Here is a 1,241-nt window from a genome sequence, read left to right as displayed (position 1 = left end):
CGGCCTCGGCCACCGTCTTGTCGGTCTCGTGCGCCAGCCGCGGGTCCACCTCCAGCGACACCCGACCGTCCACACCACCGGTCCGGTCGTAGACGTCGCGGAAGACGTCCGCAGCATCCCGCACGTCGGCGGTGGTCAGCTCGCGGACGGTGTCGTCCACGCCGGCACCGCGGGCGGCCAGCTCGCGGACCTTCTCGTTGTAGTCGGCGGCGTTGGACAGCGCGTTGGCGAAGATCGTCGGGTTGGAGGTGACGCCGACGACCTCCTTCTCGCTGATCAGCTGGGCCAGGTTGCCCGAGGTGATCCGCTGGCGGGACAGGTCGTCCAGCCAGATCGACACGCCCGCGTCGCTCAGCGCCTTCAGATTCGCGTTCGTCACAGGAATTCCTCCGCTCACGCCTTGTTCAGGCTGCGTCGAGCAGCTGCGACAACGGCTTCGGTGGTGATGCCGAACTGCTCGTAAAGGGTCTTGTAGTCCGCCGAAGCGCCGAAGTGCTCCAGCGAGACGGACTCGCCGGCGTCGCCGACGAACTGGCGCCACGGCATCGCGATGCCGGCCTCGACCGAGACGCGGGCCTTCACCGAGCTGGGCAGGACCGACTCGCGGTAGGCCTCGTCCTGGCGCTCGAACCAGTCGACGCAGGGCATGGAGACCACGCGGGTGGCGACGCCCTCGTCCTCGAGGACCTCGCGGGCCTCGACGGCCAGCTGGACCTCGGAGCCGGTGGCCATCAGCACGACCTGCGGGGAGCCGTTGCCGGCCTCGGCCAGCACGTAGGCGCCCTTGGCCACGCCCTCGGCGTCGGTGCCCTCCAGGGTCGGCACGCCCTGGCGGGTCAGCGCCAGGCCGGCCGGGCCGGTCGGGTTCTCCAGGATCGCCTTCCAGGCGTAGGCGGTCTCGTTGGCGTCACCCGGGCGGACCAGGGAGAAGCCCGGAATGGCGCGCAGCGAGGCCACGTGCTCGATCGGCTGGTGGGTCGGGCCGTCCTCGCCCAGACCGATGGAGTCGTGCGTCCAGACGAAGATCGACGGGATCTCCATCAGCGCCGACAGGCGCACCGCCGGGCGCATGTAGTCGCTGAACACCAGGAAGGTGCCGCCGTAGGGACGGGTGCCGCCGTGCAGTGCGATGCCGTTGACGATCGCGCCCATCGCGTGCTCGCGGATGCCGAAGTGCAGCGTGCGGCCGTAGGGGTTGGCCTGCCAGGCGTCGGTGGAGATCTCCGCCGGGCCGAACGAGG

At 70.5% G+C, this 1,241-nt stretch carries 2 protein-coding genes; both read right to left on the bottom strand.

Features of this window, described 5'->3' with window-relative positions:
* Positions 1 to 379, bottom strand: a 379-nt coding sequence (locus ACFQRI_RS27080) for a transaldolase family protein (protein WP_380673495.1), incomplete at its 3' end; no start/stop codon positions are given.
* 14 nt (positions 380 to 393) lie between these two features.
* Positions 394 to 1,241 (bottom strand): transketolase-like TK C-terminal-containing protein (locus ACFQRI_RS27075; protein ID WP_380673493.1); only part of this gene is annotated, 848 nt, incomplete at its 5' end.

It is taken from the genome of Saccharopolyspora griseoalba (genome assembly GCF_042665275.1).
Classification (GTDB): Bacteria; Actinomycetota; Actinomycetes; order Mycobacteriales; family Pseudonocardiaceae; genus Saccharopolyspora; species Saccharopolyspora griseoalba.
This window is presented reverse-complemented; position numbering and strand designations above follow the sequence as displayed.